Origin of the sequence: Micromonospora sp. DT81.3, assembly GCF_049847225.1 — a bacterium.
GTDB lineage: Bacteria > Actinomycetota > Actinomycetes > Actinomycetales > Microbacteriaceae > Microbacterium.
In genome coordinates this window covers 1-15,781 of the sequence record NZ_JBNCNY010000018.1, presented here as the reverse complement: position 1 = coordinate 15,781, position 15,781 = coordinate 1, and the positions used below count along the sequence as shown (strand labels likewise).

Genomic DNA, 15,781 nt, shown 5'->3' with positions numbered 1-15,781 from the left:
CACCCAAATTGATGCGCAAGGCCGAACTGATCGGCACCCTCGACGAGAAATACGTCGCCAACAGTCTAACCTTCGCGGCGATGCACGCAGCCGGAACGCTCATCGTTGATGCAACAAACCTGCGAGGTGAGGATGGCGCGCTCGATCACCCGGCGATCCGGCACCGGGTCGAACGTCTCAGCTGGTTCGCGCCGGCCATGCGGCAGCGGCTACTCACCACCCCGCTGCGGGCAACAACGCCGGCCTGGGCACCGGTTGATACCCTCGACCTGAACTACCACGTGCGCTTTCACGACTGCGTCGAGCCGGACGACCCGGAACGTGTCGAGTTGCTTACCGGCCGCCTGTCACCAACGATGGACCTGAAGCGGCCGCTCTGGGACTTCCTGTTCGTCGAGCTCGACTCGGGTCGCGTAGCCATCGTCGTCCGTTACCACCACGTCGTCGGCGATGCGCTTTACGGTCTGCGGATCGGCGATGTACTGGCTGGCACTGTTTCGTCTGTCGAGCCCCCGGAGCCTAGCGCCGCCGAGCATGCAGAGCTCGGCACGGCCCCGCACGGTGGCCTGGACGTGCTCGGTCTGACGTTCGCCACCTGGCGCCAGAAGTACCCGACCGCTGGAACGGCGTGGCGTGGCTACTGGCACAAGCCCTTCCGAATGCGTCTGCGGCGGTGGGGAGGCCGCCTGCTCAGGCCCATCAAGAACGCGAGGATCGCGCGGTCGGGCATGCTCGACACGGTGCAATCGGGGCGCCACTCGAACTACGTCGTGGTCGATCTCTCCGGAGCGATGAAGCGGGCGTACCGCCTGGGTGGAACACTTAACGACCTGACGGTGGCCGCGACCCTCCACGCCGTCGCCACCCAACGACCGGAAGTCGACGAAGTCTCGATGCTCGTCCCCATCTCCCGACGCGTACACGGCGACACGACTGTGCGCAACGACATCAGCGTCGTCAAGGTCACGGTGCCCGCCGGCGAGTCGATAGAGGCGCTCGTTCCGCTCGTACGTGATCAGGTGCAGCGCGCGGTCGACTCTGGTCGATCAATTGTCAATGGCGCCGAAGATTGGGTGGGGTACGCGACGTACGTCACGTGGGGTCGTGATCAGCGCTATTTCGGGGCGGCGCCAGTCGAGGCAGTCATGGGCTGGCCAGCGGGTGACCCCCGCGACGAGATCGCGTGCCTGGCGTGCTCCTATCGGAAAGACCTCGTGGTCAGCGTGACCGCGCGTGACTCGATCGACATCGATGCGTTTATGGCCTCCGTCGAGAGGTCCCTCTCCGCGCCGCACCTCGCTCCGCTCCCGAATGCGGCAGGGAAGCGCTGACAGTGGCCATCAAAGACGCCATCCGCTCGATGCTGGACCCACGCACATTCGCGCACGCGTTGCGAGTGGCGCACTTCAACAGCTATTCGTTCGTCCGCCAGGTGCGTCGCATAACCATGGGGTCGAACGTGTCTTTAGCGCCGAACGTGTCTTTCCGTAACGGCGAGCGGATCCGCATCGGGGCAGGCAGCCATATCGGCGAGTTCAGCTTGATATGGGCGGGGGACACGACCGGCAGCATCCACATCGGCACGAAATGCCTTTTCGGACCGCACGTGATGGTCACCGCGTCGAACTATGGCATAGATCGTGGACCGGTGGCGATCATGGACCAGCCTAAGATCGAGCAGGACGTCACAATCGGTGCGGGAGCCTGGCTAGGGGCCAATGTGGTCGTGCTCGCCGGTGTGACAATCGGCGAGGGAGCAGTCATCGCCGCTGGAGCGGTCGTGACGAAGAATGTGCCGTCGTTCGCCATCGCTGGTGGAGTGCCGGCGCGAGTGATCGGTGAACGACCCACCCCTCCGTAACCCGCGACTCCGCAACGTCCCTAACGAACTTTCATCAGATCGACCGTTGCGAACCGGCGCACACAAAATGGGAAGCGAAGAATCATGAACGGCAATCACACAACGCGGCGCGCCCGACTCATCACTGCAGCATCCATCGCGTCTGTTAGCCTCGTCGGCGCGCTCCTCGGGGCCGCTCCGGCAACGGCTGCAAAGCCCACAGGTATTTACACGGTCAGCTTCACGAGCAGCGCCGCGGCCGACGCGGCGATAGGCCGTCTCGGCATCGCGCCCGATGCTAAGTTCACGAGTGCGATAAATGGCTTCACCGGCGAGCTGTCTCCTGTGCAGCTTGCGACACTTCGGGCGTCGACCACGGTGCGCGGGGTATCTGCAAACACGGTGATCATCGGAGCGGCGCAGGTGCTCACACCCGCCGCCAAGTCGGTCGAGGCCGACAAGGCTCCGACCAACGCCACTACCGCGGGCACGTGGGACGGCCCGGGCGTGGCGATCCTCGACTCGGGCGTCAGCCTCCACACCGATCTCAACGTCGCAAAGCAGGTCAACTGCCTGCCCAACGGTGACGGTCAGGACGGCAACGGGCACGGTACCGCGGTGGCAGGCGCCGCGGTAGCGATCAACAACAGTGTCGGACTGGTCGGCGTTGCTCCCGCAGCCCCAATCTACTCGGTTCGCGTGCTGGACGACAAGCTCGCCGGCACCGTCGCCTATCTGATGTGCGGACTCGACTGGGTTGCGCAGAACCACGATCGATTTAACATCAAAGTGCTGAACCTCAGCATGCAGTACGTACAGGCGGACGACGGCAACTGCGGCTACTCCAACGGAGACACCGTCCACCAGGCCATCTGCGGCCTCGTGGCAGACGGCGTCACCGTGGTAGCTGCAGCTGGCAACTCAGCCCGAGACATGGCCGGTTTCGCTCCTGGTACCTACGACGAAATCATCAGCGCGACGAACGTCGCAGATTACGACGGCAAGCCAGGCGGCCAGGGCGCCAAACCCTGCACGGAGTCTTACGCGCCGATTGATGACAACCCCAACCCTCGCAGCAACTGGGCGGTCAGCGCGGCCGACCAGGCACACACGATCGCCGCACCCGGCACCTGCCCGTACACCACCAAAAAGGGCAACCGCTACGGATATGTCGCGTCGGGCACGAGCCTTTCCGCGGCGATCATCTCGGGCGTGGTGCTTGACTGCTACGCGGAGGGCTCCTGCGCAGGCAAGTCGCCCGCGCAGGTGTACCAGATCATCGGGGCCCAGGCTCAGGCGGCCGCCACACAGCGCGGCAAGCGCTTCGCAGGCGATCCCCTGAGCCCGGTCTCCGGCAAGTACTTCGGTTACCTCGCCTCTACTGTGCCGACAGGCACCGTGGGTCCCACTCCTACTCCGACTCCGGGGGGTGACACGCAGGCGCCCACCGCATCGATCACCGCCCCGGTCTCCGGTGCCACCGTTTCGGGACCATCGACGGTAATCGTGGCGGCCACTGACAACGTCGCCGTCACGGCAGTGTCCATCTGGTCAGGTACGGGCAAGCTGTTCAACCTTGTTCGTCAGTCCGACGGCACATGGCGGGCGACGCTGAGTTCGACGAACTACCCGAACGGTACGTACCCGATCGTTGCTAAGGCAACCGATGCCGCGGGTAACACCGGCACCAGCGCGACGGTCACCATTCAGATCCGCAACTAGTGGCACAAGCAGAGAGCCGCATTTGCGGACCGAACATCTACTTCGTCACGTGGGTAAGACGCGGCGCCGCCGCGGCACGCATCCCGGCAACAGATTGTCAGCGGTCACGGAACTGCCCACTGGTGGCCACTTCTTGTTGTGATCCCCGCTCGCGGTTGAGCGGCGGGAGCCTCTTCTCGGGGTTTGATGGCGGTGTCTAGTCGCCCATCGAACTCGTTGACGCAGGGCACGTCCGGTGGACCGCAATCAGGCTCTTCACGAACGAGGGTGTAGGCGGTTGAGCGCGTCGGGGGTCGAGGTCCTCCGAGGATGGAAGTTCCTACGCTCACCATCCGGAAGACCTCGACGTGTCCAACGCTACCTTTGCCGCACCCTGCCTGACCACGTTCTGCAATCTCGACGAGCTCGGCCTGGAGGCGGTGGGGCAGCACCTCGAGCCGGATCGGGCGGTGATCGAGTGCCGCGTCGTGGAGCCGGATCCGTGGTGTCGCAAGTGTGGGGCCGAGGACGTGCCGCGGGACACCGTCACGCGAGAGCTCGCGCACGAGCCGTTCGGGCACCGGCCCACGACGCTGATCGTCCGGGTCCGCCGGTACCGGTGCTCGGGGTGCGGCGGCGTCTGGCGTCAAGACACAACGAAAGCCGCACCTTCTCGGGCGAAGATCTCGCGGGGCGGGCTGGCGTGGGCACTTCCGGGATCGTGATCGACCACCTCACCGTCACCCGAGTGGCCGCCGGTCTCGGGGTGTCCTTGAGCGCCGCGAACGACGCGGTGCTGGCGGAGGGCCGCCGACGTCTCATCGACGACCCGCACCGGTTCGACAACGTCACCACGATCGGGGTTGATGAGCACGTCTGGCGACACACCCGGTTCGGGGACAAGTACGTCACGGTGATCATCGACCTCACCCCCGCCCGCGAGAAGACCGGCCCCGCCAGACTGCTGGACATGGTCGAGGGCCGGTCCAAGGCGGTGTTCAAGCAGTGGCTCGCCGCCCGGCCCCAGGAATGGAGCAAGGCGATCGAAGTGGTCGCGATGGACGGGTTCACCGGCTTCAAGACCGCCGCGGCCGAAGAACTCCCCGACGCGACACCAGTCATGGACTCCTTCCACGTCGTCCGGTTAGCCGGCGACGCGCTGGACCGCACCCGGCAACGCGTCCAGCAGGACACCACCGGTCACCGCGGAATGGCCGGCGACCCGCTCTACCGCGCACGCCGCACCCTGCACACCGGCGCCGGTCTGCTCACCGAGCGCCAGCGCGCCCGAATCGAGGCCGTGTTCGCGACCCCGGAGCATGTCGAGGTCGAAGCGACCTGGGGGATCTATCAGCGCATCGTCGCCGCCTACCGCGAACCCGACAAGCACAAGGGCAAGCAGATCATGCAGGCCGTGATCACCTCCGTCGGCAGCGGCGTCCCGGCCGCCCTCGTCGAGATCCGCCGCCTCGGACGGACGCTGAAGCAGCGCACCGTCGACGTGCTCGCGTTCTTCGACCGGCCCGGCACGTCCAACGGCCCCACCGAGGCCATCAACGGGCGTCTGGAACACCTCCGCGGCTCCGCCCTCGGCTTCCGGAACCTCACCCACTATGTCGCCCGATCGCTCCTCGAGGCCGGCGGATTCAGACCCGCGCTACACCCTCGTTCGTGAATGGCCTCGACCACTTCACAAGCCACCAGGCGTATTGGCCACGCGGAATTCCGACATAAAGCAGCGACCACACCCCCCACGCGAAGTTTTTCCGTTTAGTCCAATTGGCTGGTGGTGCGCGGTCGAGGGCATTAGTACTATTGCCGCAAATGCCACTCCGGGCCCCGGGTCGATGGCACCGGCCCTTGCGATCCACGGGATGCTCGACTAAAAAGGGAGGTCGCCCTCGTGGACACGTCACACCCGGCCTGGCCGGGCTTGCTCTATCGTCGTCAGCTCCTCGTTTTCGGTGCGGCGGCTGCGGCTGGTGCGGCGGCTTCGGCGGTCCTCGGTGCACCAGCTTCCGCCGCGGGAGCGCTGAGTCCGCCGCTCCCGTCGCGCCTTCCCGCCGGCGGTTCTAGCGCGCTCCTGACCGCTGACCGGGTGCGTGCGCTCAACGACGCCCAGGGGCAGGAGCTGGTCGCCGAATTATCCATACCGTCTCCCGTGGCGAGCTGGAACTTTGCGGAGAGCGCGGCCCCTTATGCCTCCGCCGTGGCCGGGTCGCCGGCGTTGCGTCAGGGCCGGGGATCCACCGCGGCGCGGATCTCGACGCCTTTCGGGGGCGGCGTGCAATTCAACGGGACCACGGACTACCTCGGCGTGCCGAGGGCGACCGTCGGTGCCCTCAACGTCGGGGCGACGACGGGCCGGGTCACGGTCGCGGCGTGGGTGTACAGCTCCGACACCAATAACGCGAAGATCGCCGGGTGCTGGCAGGAGTCCCGTACTGATCCGCGCCGCTCGTACGCGCTGTTCAACGATCTGCCCACGTATGGCGGTGACGACATGGTGTGCATGCACGTGTCGAAGCTGGGCGGGCCCACGCCCGGCTACCCCTTTTCGATCGACTACGCGGCCGAGCCGCGCAAGATCACCCGGGGACGATGGCAGTTCCACGTTGGCACGTACGACGGCGCGCAGGCCGTCGCCTACCTGGACGGCCTTGCCACCGCCTACCCGTCGTACACCGACAACACCGGAGCGACGTACTCCCGCAACCCCTACCTGTATCCGCACGGGCTCAACGCCACCGCGACGGACTTCCTGGTGGGCGCCGTCAAACGGGACGGCAGCCTCATCAACCTGCACAAGGGTTCAATCGCCAAGCTGCGAGTCTGGAACTCCGCGCTCACGTCCGCGCAGGTGCTGGCACTCTACGATGCCGAGAAGAGAGCCCTCGGTTGATCGGCGCCGTGGGACGTTGCACCGCCGTCATAACACCTCGCGCAGCAGGTCGGCGACCAGCTCGTCCGGCCGCCTCGAACACCTCCGCGGATCCGCCATCGGCTTCCGGAACCTCACGAACTACATCGCGCAGCATGCTGGAAGCAGGAGAATTCAGACCCGCACTACATCGTCATTCGTGAAGAGCCCGCAATCAGCGCGCCGCCGCCGCCGCCTCTAAGCCCACGCACCTGCGATGAGCCCGGAGAGTCCGCATGAGACCCCGGCCGGTTATCTCTTCGACGAACAGCGCTTTGATGATCTCGGTCGATTTCCCGCCGCTGCGGTCTCTAGGACGCGATCATCAGTACCGGCGCACGACGGCCTCGGTCACCACCACGCGTAGGAACGGAAACACGCCGCTTCAGCGGTCCCTCGCGTGCCCAAGTCCATACAACGCGGATGACCGCGGGATGAGTGCCTAGTCGTTCTTGTATCGCTGATCCGACTCCGGCGCAAGCGCGGGTCAGGACGAGCGGCGGGACCCGGAACCACCAGCGGTTTCGCGCCGGTGCCTGCGAGTATGGGCGATCCGGCCCTCAGCCTCGAGGCCTTCCGCCGTCCGTGCAGCGTCCAGCACATCGTCTACGGAAGACGCGTCGTGAAGCAATACCTCCTCGACGGTCTGCGCCTGCTGATGCGTGAGCAGACCCGGAACCGCGCCGGCTGAGTCCGGAGCATCCTGGCTTTCCGTGGCCCGAGGCCTCGGCTTCCGCATCTGCTTGACGAAGCCCAGAATTTCCCCGATATCGCGGCGATAGGCCCGGATGAGCAGCAACGGAAGCAGAACGATTCCGCCGGCGGCGCCCCCGATTACGATCTCGAAGATCGGCAGGAGATCGACTGCCCGAGTCGCGGCAAAAGCACTGCCGAATGCGAGCAGCGCGAAGAGGAACGGCCGCATCACCGGGAAAATGATGTCCGTCGCGCGCACGAACGTGCCCCGGATTGCGAAGTAGAAGCCCGGGATGAGCAACACGGTCGAAAGAACGCCGTAGGTCAGCGCAAGTCCATAGACACCGCCCCACCAGATGCCGAAGAAGAACCCGAGCACCACGAGGGGTCTCGCGACCAGGTCATAGAAAAATTGTTGGTGCGAGCGGCCCATCGTGATGAATAGCCAGCCGCGCACCTTACCGACTCCCTGTGCGATTCCGGCGATGGCCAGGATGCTGAACAGGACCGCAGCCTCGTCCCAGCCAGGCCCAAGGAGCAGCGCGATGAGCGGACCGGCAATCGTGGCCAGGATCGCGTACGTCGGCAGCGTGAGGTACCCGATGACGAGAAGGGCGCCCCGGATGTAGCGGCGGTAGCGATCACCGTCGTCTTGCAGCTTGCTCAGTATGGGCAGCGCAACTCGCCCGATGGGTCCATTCAGCTGCTGCAGCGGCATCAGGAAGAGCGCATATGCCCGCGAGTATTGGCCGAGGACGGAAGGTCCAAGTTGCTGGCCGATGATAATCGTGTCCGCATTACGCTCGATGTAGTTGAGCATTTCGGCACCGAAGATGCTGCTGCCGCGACTCACCAGCGGGAGAACATCGCGGTGGATACGCGGCCAACCGGGCTTAGGGCGGACGCTGGCCCAGAGCATGATGACGCGAACGACCAAGCCGGTGCCGACCATCAAGATCAATGCCCAGTAGCCCCATCCGAGCAAGCCCGCGGTGATGGCGGCAGCGACGCCCCCGATCATCGAAACGATGTCGACGCGGGCGAGCATCGCGAACCGGAGTTCTTTCGTCGCCCTGGCTTGAAGCGGCATGGTGATCCCGTTGACGATGAGGCTCGGTGCGATCACCAGTGTGATGAGCACCAACTGGGGTTCGTTGTAAAGTGCCGCAATCAGCGGCGCGCACGCAGCGAGAATGCCCCCCATAACGGTGCCGAGAGCCAGCGCCAGCCAGAATAAGCTGCGCCAGGCCCGCTCCGAGATCTCGCGCGCCTGGATGATAGCGCCAGTCAAGCCGAAATCACGGACGAGGTCGATGATGCCCGAGATCGCGGTGACCATCGCCACCAGGCCGAAGTCCTCGGGTGCGAGAAGTCGGCCCAGCAGGACGATCGCGGACATCTGGATGAGCGTCTTGCCCCACATGCCGCCCATTGTCACCGCGATACCGCGGGACGCGCGGTGCGCGAGGCTACCTGTTTGCGACGGTGTCGCGCTCATGTCACTCCTCGAGCGCCCGCGGCGAGCCGTGGATCGTGCTCGTTCGTCGGCGCGCAGTCTTCAGGTTCGCATGCGAACCAGCCACCTCGATTACTTCTGCGTGAAGCTTGCGTTTCAGGACCAGCGCCGCCGGGGAGTGGCTTGCAGAACGTTTCTGGGCACACCTATGCCCAGACCAATGCGAGATACTCATCCGTTGGGGCAGGGGAGAGCTCGTCGAATTCCTTCGACCTCCATGAAGACATTTCCGGATCGTAGTCCCAGACGCCGTCCGCGATGGGGTTCCTTTCCAAGGCATCCTCATATGACACCTTCGTGTTATGAACCTGAGCCCAGCTGCTGCGGTACATCGACCCGAAAATGTACGAATCGTTCGCATACAGCTGGCCGGGCTCGCCTATCCCGTTGATCGCCTGCCCGAGCTTCGGCGTGTCCGCGTTATCGGGCAGCGGGTAGCGCACTTCGATGGCGGTCGCCTGCGAGGTGAGGATGCTGTGATCCAAAGTGAGGAAGGGTGTGCCACGGTTCGGGTCGTCGTCGCGTGAGCCGCCGATCTGAAGTGCGCAGTTGAGCGATCCGAAGACCGTGGAATCTCGGACTGTGAGGCCGCGGTACCAGCCTGTGCCGTACATCTGGAGCGTGTCCACGTGGTCGGTTGCGCCGGTGGGGCGGAAGACGGGAGCGCTGTAACAGCCTTCCCATACGCAGTCGGTGAGGACGCATCCCTCCCCGGCGGCGTAGCCGAGGGGGTCAGCGATGTCGGCTTTCGCGCCGGCCATCACAATTTCGTAGGCTCCGCATTCGCGTGTGGTGGCACCGTAGGACGAGGCCATACGCAGGCCCTTCGACATCTTGGCGTGTGCCCACGCAGTTCGCGTGCAATTGGTCAGAAGTATGTCATCGCCATCGATACGCGCGAACGTCACTCCGTGAACGTCCCGCAGCCGGGCCGGACCGCTGATAGTGACGGTACCCCACCCGTCACGGGGCGAGACAAGGATGTTCTGCGCCCAGTCCGCGCTTCCAAGTTTCTCCAGCATTGCTGCAGATCCGGACGACGCGCCCTCTCCCGTAAGAGTCCCCGGCGCCACCGAAATCCGCAGACCGGCAGCGGCCTGTTCGGCGGTGACAGCGGCCAATGCGTCCCCGATGGCCGCCCAGGCACAAGACACCTCGACAATGACGATCTCGGCATCACCGATCCACGGGGTGTGACCAGGCCAGTGAGTACCATTCGGGCCGTAAGATCGCGACAATTCTGGTCGCGCGCTAGCGCGTGGCGGTGTCTCCGGCGTCGAGGACGCTGGCGTCGAGGACGGCGGTGACGGCGACGCCGAGACCGAGGGTTCGGAGCGCGGCGCGGCACATGAGGCCAGGAAGGCGGGGAGGGCGAGCAACGTCAGGCCGAGGAAACCTCGGCGATTGAGTGGCCCATCCGTCAACGCGTCGGGCATCGGGACCTCCCCATAGCCGTCGGTGCGTGAATGGCGGGTAGTCCCCTCCGCAGCCTCTGACTATACCCGCCCCATCCCAATGCACCCGCGCCATACCGCTGCCGGACGAGGTTGTGACAGGGTTTGCTGACGTCCCAAACTCCGTAGGAGGCCCTGCGCTCGTCGGGAGGGTAGCCGGCACCGCGCTCGTCGGGAGGGTCGAGCGAGTTGTGCCGCCGCATCTCGAGAGTGCGGTCGGTTAGGCCCAACATTCGTCGAACGTGGAGTATGCCGCACCTATAGTTCGAGCTGTCGCTGATCGCCCACGGGGACGCTGGATGAGTACTGCGCCGGCTCATATCTCCTCGGAACGACTGGCTCTGATGGATGGCATTTGCGTGGTCCCGCAGCATCTGGCGGTCATCTCCAGATCGCCGCGAGGTACTGATCCGTCGGGCTGGGAGTGATGTCGTTGAACTGAGCGGCGCCCCACGAGTTCAACGACGAGTCGTACGTCCATGAACCGCTCGCGACCGGGTTGTTGGAAATCGCTCGGTCATATGAGACCTTCGTGTTCTGTACGCGACCCCAACTGCTCCTATACATCGAGCCGAAAATGTAGGAGTCGTTGGAGTAGAGCTGGCCGGGCTCGCCGATTCCATTGATGGCCTGAGCCATCTTCGGTGCCTCGGCGTTCGGAGGCAGCGGATACCGCACGCGGATCGCTGTGGCCTGCGACGTAACGATGCTGTGGTCGATGGACAGGAACGGCTTGCCCCTATTCGGGTCGTCGTCTCGTGCGCCACCGATCTGCAGAGCGCAGTTCAGGGAACCGAAGAACGTGCTGTCACGCACGGTCAGTCCGCGGTACCATCCGGTGCCGTACATCTGAAGTGTGTCAACATGGTCGGTCGCGCCTTGTGAACGGAAGACCGGGGCGCCGTAGCATCCATCCCACACGCAGTCGGTGAGAACGCACCCGCTGCCGGCCGCGTACCCCAGCGGATCGGCGATGTCGGCCTTCGAGTCGGACATCACGATCTCGTAAGCGCCGCAATGGCGGGTCGTGGATCTGTAAGACGACGACATCCGCAAGCCCTTGCTCATCTTCGAGTGCGCCCAGACACTACGCGAGCAGTTGGTGAGCAGGAGGTCGACGCCGTTGATGCGCGCAAAGGTTACCCCCTCCACGTCGCGCAGTCGAGCGTCGCCCGAGATGCGCACGGTACCCCAGCCATCCCGCGGGGAGACGAGGACGTTCTTAGCCCAATCCGCCTGACCGACGGCTTCCAAGACGGGCTTCGATCCGGACGACGCGCCCAGTCCCGGCAGGATTCCCGGACGCACCTTGATGTGTACACCAGCAGCGGCCTGAGCCGCTGTCACAGCAGTGAGCGCGCGGGCGATCGATGCCCAGTCGCAGGTGACATCCACGACGGTAGGCGCCTTGTCGGTGATCCACGGAGTGTGGGCAGGCCAGTGTGTGCCGTTGGGTCCGAACGAACGGATGACAGCCGGCCGGGCCGTCGCGACGCCCGTCGACGTGCCCTTCAGCCCAGTGTGAAAGACGACCGAATCCGGCAGCCGCGCGGCGGCGACGGTCATGGCGGCAACAGGCACGAGCAGCGCCATCGCGACGAAGTTGCGTCTATTGAGTAGGAATCGGTCTGGGGACTCAGTCATATTCTCGCCCTCTCGAATTCTCTAACAGTCGCCTTCGCTCCGAATCTGAGAACGTGACGTGCTACTAGTACCAAAGCATCCCAACTTGGACGGCGTTTTCAGTTTTTCTGGCACGGTTGCAACCAGAAATTCATCGGCAAGAAATCTGACCGTGTCGCCGCATTCGTGTTTGAAGTGAAACGCGGAGCGGCGCTCGAGCGGCTGGCCGCTAGAAAGAGTCGCGGGACCGCGCCTCGGTGGGCACGATGTTGCGCTGCGGCGCTGAAAAGAGCCAGTTGACCGGCGGGCAGGCGCGGATCAGCCAGGCCACACCCGTGCTAGCTAACAGGCCCATACCCATTCCGGTAAGAATCGCAATCCAGCCGTTGCCCGTCGCGGCGCCAAGAGCGACGCCCAGGCTGGTCGGCCACCAGTGCACGAGGTAATACACGAGGCTGTCTCTTCCCACGAACCGCACTGGCCTGAGTACGTCTGCGCCTTCGAGCTGCCGGGCTGCAATGATTGCCAAGCCGATCCCGGCGGCGGCGAATGGTGCCGATACCGCCGCGTAGCGCAGCCCAATCCCGAGGCCGATGGCTACAACGGTTCCCAACGACACCGCAGCACAGGCCCACACGACCCAACGTGGGGCCAACACCCGGTTCAGCACTCCAGGATGCTGCGACATCCACACCCCCAGCATGAAGAACACCAGGAGGAACAGGAACCGTCGGCTGCTGAAGTCGGGAACTACGGCTGCGGCGACCAGCGACGCGGCAGCTATCCAAAGCGGGGAGATGCGCGTTACGACGAGGGCGATCACATAGAAGAGGAAGAGGTCATAGAGAAACCAAAGATGTTCGAGTGGGTCGTAGAGCACGCGCAGCGGCTCCCAGGCCGTTGCCGCATGCGGCTCCACGCCCCCAACCAGGCCGTCACGAATGTCCCAAAAATAGAGCATGACGAGGGCGATCGCAGACCACACGATGTAGGGGTACAGCACGCGGCGCGCCTTGCCGCCAAGGTAGCGCTTCCAGCCACGGGCGAGAGACGGCGCCACCAGCAATCCCGACAGGAACACCATGAGCGGCATCCTTACCGGCGCGAACAGCTGGTTCAGCACCCAAGCGATCTCGGGCGAGCCCACTGGAAGCGAACTGGCGAAGAGGATCGCATGGTTGAATACAACCAGTACAATCGACCAGCCACGGAGGACGTCCATCCACTCGAAGCGGGAGGGGAAAGTTTTCACCATAGCTGGAGAGTGTGGCACGCGAGTGTTACGGCCACGATCTTGCCGCGTGAACGGCAAGTACGGCCTACGAATTGACTGAGTCAGGCGCCGGTTCCCCCCAACACGATCCCTGCAACAGGTCTGGCCCATCCCCGGGCCGGAACTGTCCGGGAGTTGCTGTGCGAAGACCACGAGATCTACCGCCTCATCACCGAAAGACCTCGACGTGCCCCACGTTACTTTCAACGACCCCTGACCTGACGACGTTATGCCGCCTCGACGAGCTCGGCGTGGTGGCTGATTCAACCAACACTCGGGACGGCTGCACGGATAGGTGACATCTGATCTGGCTTGCCTGTGAGGGTGGCCTGGAAGGATGTTGCTGTGCCCAAGCCCTACCCGAGCGAGTTCCGTGACGACGTCGTGCGCGTCGCGAGGAACTGCGAGCCCGGAGTGACGATCGAGCAGATCGCGAAAGACTTCGGCGTTCACCCGATGACGCTGCAGAAGTGGCTCCACCGCGCCAAGGTCGACGAAGGGACCGCGCCGGGCCCGTCCCGGACGGAGTCCGCGGAGAACCGTGAGCTGCGCCAGCGGGTCCGGCTGCTCGAGCAGGAGAACGAGGTCCTCCGCCGGGCGGCGGCGTATCTATCGCAGGGGGCGGGCTGTAGCGAGTGCGAGACCAGGACGATGACTGTGCGCCGTGCGGTTCGGTTCGTTGGCGATCCCCGCCGAGTGGCGCTGGCGTGGGGATGCGGGTCAGACAGACCTGCCCCTGGCTCCATTGATGTTCACGTGGTCGTAACGCGGCTCCCGGACCCATCCGCTTAGGCTCTGACGAACACGTTCGCGAACGCATACGAGGCACTGCAGAAGGAGGACCGACCATGATCCGCACCGCCGTACCACACACGTCCCGCACCTTCCGAACCGGAGCCGCCGTCGCCGGCGTCGCCGGCATCATCGTGCTCGCCGGCTGCGCTGCGACCGGCACAGGCTCGACCGCCGAGACCGACGCGGTCGAGCCCACGTCGACCGCCCCCCCGTCGTCGACCGCCCCCCCGTCGTCGACCGCCCCCACGTCGTCCACCGATCCGGGGTCGACCGAATCGGGATCCGCTGCAACAGGCTCGCCTTCGACCTACGCCGACGGTACCTATAGCGCCGAGGGGGCATACCAGACGCCCGAATCGATCGAGGCGATCAACGTCACCGTCACGCTCGAGAACGACGTCATCACGGCCGTTCAGGTTGTCGGGAACCCGAGCGCTCGCGAGTCCGAGGAGTACCAGAGCAGGTTCATCGGCGGCATCACCGATGTCGTCGTCGGCAAAGACATCGACACGATCTCCGTGAGCCGTGTCGCCGGATCCTCACTCACAAGCAGCGGATTCAACCAGGCAATCGAAGAGATCAAGGCCGAAGCGGCAGCCTGACGCCATCGCCGCGGCTGGCGCGCGGTTCGGCGATTGGATTCCATCGGAACAGTGTGGAGTTGGCCGGTCAGTTTCAGCCCGCGCCGGTCCAGCAGGCTGAAAGCGGCAAGGTCAGGGTCGAGAAGGAATCGTGGGGCGCGTCCAGGCCTTTTTGGATGGCCGCTGGGAGGACCTCCATTCTCGGAAGGCCTCGACTCCTCAGCACAGCAAATTGGCTGCGCCGCGATCATTCCATGTCGCGTGTCCTTCCGGGGCATTTAGTCCTGCTCGTCGCTGGGGCATCGATTGGAGCGGTCGCGGACATTGTTCCTACGCGGCGGATCAGGACAATCGCGGGGCCGCGTCCTTGAGCGCGCTCGAAGTGGGTCACGCGCGTACGGCGGTGCGGGAGGGTGGCGTCGCCACTTGGTGCTGCTGGCATCGAGGGGCTTGGTGAGAAAGGGCCTGGCGGTCGTGAGTGCAGCGGGTGTGACTCGTATTGAGCTGTAGGCCTTGTGGGGCGCGGGCGCGGGTCGAAGATCACCCTTCGGAGAGCACGGATCGCAGCGCGCAAGGGAGAACGCCTATGGAGCCGAACATCAACGACCGGTTTCCGATCAGGGCGAGCCTGTCCCCTCCGGTGGGACAGCTCCAAACCGCATATCCGAACTACTACACAAACACGACGGCCTTCACCGACTTCGTCATCGACGCGCTTGCGTTTTAGTTGATGCGAGCAGGGGAGCAACCTGGTCAGAGCACCGCGCGGCGGCATCCAGGCGGTCCATGTCGTCATCGCGAGCGGTTGCACACACGCAAGGCCCGGCAACCCGCGGCGGCGGGTCTTATGTCCGGGTTGCGTTGAAGGTCCTGCATCTCGGGCACTGGAAGATGGAGTTGCGGATCTGGCCAGCACGCATTCCGGTGGCCAGAAAGTACTCGCATCGTCCGCAGTTGTAAGTCACTGGCCCGTCGCCAACGATGAACGGGAACGGGCCCGCTCCGCTGTCTGTCACGCTGAACACGCTGGCCGTTCCTGGCTCTGGCTCGGGGATGACGAACAGCGCCACGTTCACCAAGAGGGTCCTCCGTTGTGCGGCGACGCAACGAGCAATCCTCCCTGGAATGGATCGTACGGGTAGTTCGTTCCGAGCGATCCTCCGGGGGAGGAAGGGTTCTCGGGAGGAGCCCGAACTCGCCAGCCGCTGCGCCGTTTCACCCACACGGTGCGAGCGCTCAGAATCGGGTGTTGCCTCCCAACGTGGCGGGTCTGCGATCAGGGTAACGTCAGGCGGCGCCGTTTGATGGTTGCGTCCGGCATGGTGGTGTACGAACCCCCCGGTGACCGTGTCGCTGCGGACGTAGCGACGGTCACCGCGTGA

11 protein-coding genes and 1 pseudogene are annotated in these 15,781 nt (G+C 64.7%); 8 read left to right on the top strand and 4 right to left on the bottom strand.

The annotated features are described in order from the left end of the window. The first annotated feature begins 11 nt into the window (after positions 1-11). From ACPW96_RS22010 to ACPW96_RS21990, 5 genes and pseudogenes are all read left to right on the top strand, one after another. Positions 12-1,331, top strand: coding sequence for a wax ester/triacylglycerol synthase domain-containing protein (locus tag ACPW96_RS22010; protein WP_425885795.1), 1,320 nt, complete (start codon positions 12-14; stop codon positions 1,329-1,331). A gap of 2 nt (positions 1,332-1,333) precedes the next feature. Beyond that, positions 1,334-1,861 carry an acyltransferase gene (locus ACPW96_RS22005; RefSeq protein ID WP_425885794.1) on the top strand — a complete coding sequence of 176 codons (528 nt, stop codon included), beginning with the start codon at positions 1,334-1,336 and terminating at the stop codon, positions 1,859-1,861. An 84-nt stretch (positions 1,862-1,945) separates the two neighbouring features. Further along, positions 1,946-3,562: a S8 family peptidase gene (locus tag ACPW96_RS22000; RefSeq protein ID WP_425885793.1), complete on the top strand. Its 1,617-nt coding sequence runs from the start codon at positions 1,946-1,948 to the stop codon at positions 3,560-3,562. Positions 3,563-3,909: 347 nt separating this feature from the next. Further along, positions 3,910-5,216: pseudogene (locus tag ACPW96_RS21995) on the top strand (ISL3 family transposase). 486 nt (positions 5,217-5,702) lie between these two features. Continuing rightward, complete coding sequence (locus tag ACPW96_RS21990; protein WP_425885792.1) at positions 5,703-6,443, top strand: LamG-like jellyroll fold domain-containing protein; 741 nt, start codon at positions 5,703-5,705, stop codon at positions 6,441-6,443. Positions 6,444-6,948: 505 nt separating this feature from the next. On the opposite strand, the gene ACPW96_RS21985 is transcribed toward ACPW96_RS21990, so the two are convergent. From ACPW96_RS21985 to ACPW96_RS21970, 4 genes are all read right to left on the bottom strand, one after another. After that, positions 6,949-8,655 carry a lipopolysaccharide biosynthesis protein gene (locus ACPW96_RS21985; protein WP_425885791.1) on the bottom strand — a complete coding sequence of 569 codons (1,707 nt, stop codon included), beginning with the start codon at positions 8,653-8,655 and terminating at the stop codon, positions 6,949-6,951. A 164-nt stretch (positions 8,656-8,819) separates the two neighbouring features. Beyond that, a complete protein-coding gene (locus ACPW96_RS21980) occupies positions 8,820-10,109 on the bottom strand; it encodes a hypothetical protein (RefSeq protein WP_425885790.1) in 1,290 nt (429 codons plus the stop codon). A gap of 399 nt (positions 10,110-10,508) precedes the next feature. Further along, complete coding sequence (locus ACPW96_RS21975) at positions 10,509-11,771, bottom strand: hypothetical protein (protein ID WP_425885789.1); 1,263 nt, start codon at positions 11,769-11,771, stop codon at positions 10,509-10,511. Positions 11,772-11,979: 208 nt separating this feature from the next. After that, positions 11,980-13,005: an acyltransferase family protein gene (locus ACPW96_RS21970; protein WP_425885787.1), complete on the bottom strand. Its 1,026-nt coding sequence runs from the start codon at positions 13,003-13,005 to the stop codon at positions 11,980-11,982. A gap of 363 nt (positions 13,006-13,368) precedes the next feature. Here ACPW96_RS21970 and ACPW96_RS21965 point away from each other — a divergent pair, with 363 nt between their 5' ends. The 3 genes from ACPW96_RS21965 (at position 13,369) to ACPW96_RS21955 (ending at position 15,126) form a co-directional block, all read left to right on the top strand. Further along, a complete protein-coding gene (locus ACPW96_RS21965) occupies positions 13,369-13,815 on the top strand; it encodes a transposase (protein WP_425885786.1) in 447 nt (148 codons plus the stop codon). A gap of 56 nt (positions 13,816-13,871) precedes the next feature. Beyond that, positions 13,872-14,420 carry an FMN-binding protein gene (locus ACPW96_RS21960; protein ID WP_425885785.1) on the top strand — a complete coding sequence of 183 codons (549 nt, stop codon included), beginning with the start codon at positions 13,872-13,874 and terminating at the stop codon, positions 14,418-14,420. Positions 14,421-14,985: 565 nt separating this feature from the next. Continuing rightward, positions 14,986-15,126, top strand: coding sequence for a hypothetical protein (locus ACPW96_RS21955; RefSeq protein WP_425885783.1), 141 nt, complete (start codon positions 14,986-14,988; stop codon positions 15,124-15,126). Positions 15,127-15,781 lie beyond the last annotated feature (655 nt).

Excerpts from the sequence above, each read along its gene's own strand:
- ACPW96_RS22010 (WP_425885795.1), top strand. The coding sequence starts at position 12 with ATGCGCAAGGCCGAACTGATCGGCACCCTCGACGAGAAATACGTCGCC.
- ACPW96_RS22000 (WP_425885793.1), top strand. The coding sequence starts at position 1,946 with ATGAACGGCAATCACACAACGCGGCGCGCCCGACTCATCACTGCAGCA.
- ACPW96_RS21985 (WP_425885791.1), bottom strand. The coding sequence starts at position 8,655 with ATGAGCGCGACACCGTCGCAAACAGGTAGCCTCGCGCACCGCGCGTCC.
- ACPW96_RS21980 (WP_425885790.1), bottom strand. The coding sequence starts at position 10,109 with ATGCCCGACGCGTTGACGGATGGGCCACTCAATCGCCGAGGTTTCCTC.
- ACPW96_RS21975 (WP_425885789.1), bottom strand. The coding sequence starts at position 11,771 with ATGACTGAGTCCCCAGACCGATTCCTACTCAATAGACGCAACTTCGTC.
- ACPW96_RS21970 (WP_425885787.1), bottom strand. The coding sequence starts at position 13,005 with ATGGTGAAAACTTTCCCCTCCCGCTTCGAGTGGATGGACGTCCTCCGT.
- ACPW96_RS21960 (WP_425885785.1), top strand. The coding sequence starts at position 13,872 with ATGATCCGCACCGCCGTACCACACACGTCCCGCACCTTCCGAACCGGA.
- ACPW96_RS21955 (WP_425885783.1), top strand. The coding sequence starts at position 14,986 with ATGGAGCCGAACATCAACGACCGGTTTCCGATCAGGGCGAGCCTGTCC.